This is a genomic window from uncultured Tateyamaria sp. (genome assembly GCF_947504105.1).
Lineage (GTDB): Bacteria > Pseudomonadota > Alphaproteobacteria > Rhodobacterales > Rhodobacteraceae > Tateyamaria.
The window spans coordinates 1-1,224 of the sequence record NZ_CANNGP010000134.1 but is presented as its reverse complement, the minus strand read 5'-3'; the positions used below and the strand labels follow the sequence as shown (position 1 = coordinate 1,224).

Annotated in this window: 1 protein-coding gene; it reads right to left on the bottom strand. The window is 49.3% G+C overall.

Going from position 1 to position 1,224, the window contains the following annotated elements; genetic code table 11:
* Positions 1-85 precede the first annotated feature (85 nt).
* The gene (locus Q1A75_RS23900; protein ID WP_299593568.1) at positions 86-793 is read right to left on the bottom strand and encodes a Crp/Fnr family transcriptional regulator; all 708 of its coding nucleotides are present in this window, start codon (positions 791-793) and stop codon (positions 86-88) included.
* Between the last annotated feature and the right edge of the window lie 431 nt (positions 794-1,224).

The following is a 1,224-nucleotide window of genomic DNA, read 5'->3' as shown; positions in this document are numbered from 1 at the left end:
TCATTACACTCCCTCCGTCTGTTTCAAACGAAGGTGCACCAAACCGCGCCATGGAGTGTGTTACGCACGTAACATAAAATTGGAATCAATCGGCTTCGATATTGTATTTTCGCCAGAATGACTTGGATTCATTGAAAATAATCTTGTCACGGGAATACCAGATTTCGCCCCGATCTGCCCATTTCTTGAACGTGGTGTTGATCCGTGTACGGCTTGCGTTGACCTTGGAGGCAATGCGTAGCTGTGTTTCCTCGATCACCACATATTCACGCGTTGGACTGGTTCTAAGCAGATCACGGAGATACAATGCCAGCCGGGTTTCCAAATCATGCATTGCGATGCGACGATACCCTTCGCGGCAGTGCCTCATGTGGGCGCGTGCCAGTTTTGCCAGTCTTTTTTGAAGTTCGGGCGCGTTGGCCAACTTTCGGCTTTCGCGTGGTGGAATGTAGATCAGGATTGAGGGGGTTGAGCACACATAGGTCGCGGCGTGAGGCAAGTTATCAGCCACTTCGTCTAGCCCCAATAACTCATGTGGCCCATGCGTTCGAAAGATCACTTCTCGCCCGTCGCGGTCCGACCAGATCGCGTCGATTATACCTTTCATGATAAGAAAGGTTTGATTTCCAATATCTCCTTGGGACAACACCACCTGCTTCTTGTCATGGTTCTTCATGACGCAGTGGCGCGACAGGTCAGCAACATACTGGTTGGGCAGACTAGAAAACAGGGGCACTTGAAGGAAGAAGCGCAAAACTAAGTCTGCTTGAATGCGTTTTTTAAGCGAAGACATTGCGGAGCCTTACCGGTTCAAAATGTATCGCGAATCAACCTGAAATTGTATCTGTGTGAATTGTCCAACATCGACTGTCATGCGACAAGTTCGGATTATCGATTGGCCACGGCTTTCTCGCCGCCTGAACCAGATTGGGGATAAGATGAACCAGGCATTGGGGAAGATGCCGGGAGCCGTTGGTATCGATCAATCTTTCAGCCAGGCCAAAAAATGAACTTCGGTAGATGGTGGTTGTAAAATTGAGGCGAATATCCCTTTCTCTCCAGGTTTGTGAAGAATAATGGAGATCGGGTCACAAGCCGCCATTGCAGACATTTATGCGCACAACAGCATCCACGCCTGGCACGTCCAAGTGTCCGTCGTCATGGTTTTTGGGGCCAATGGCGGTCTAAACTAAGAGAGAGTTTGGCTCATCTGATTGGTTTGAT

Excerpts from the sequence above, each read along its gene's own strand:
- Q1A75_RS23900 (WP_299593568.1), bottom strand. The coding sequence starts at position 793 with ATGTCTTCGCTTAAAAAACGCATTCAAGCAGACTTAGTTTTGCGCTTC.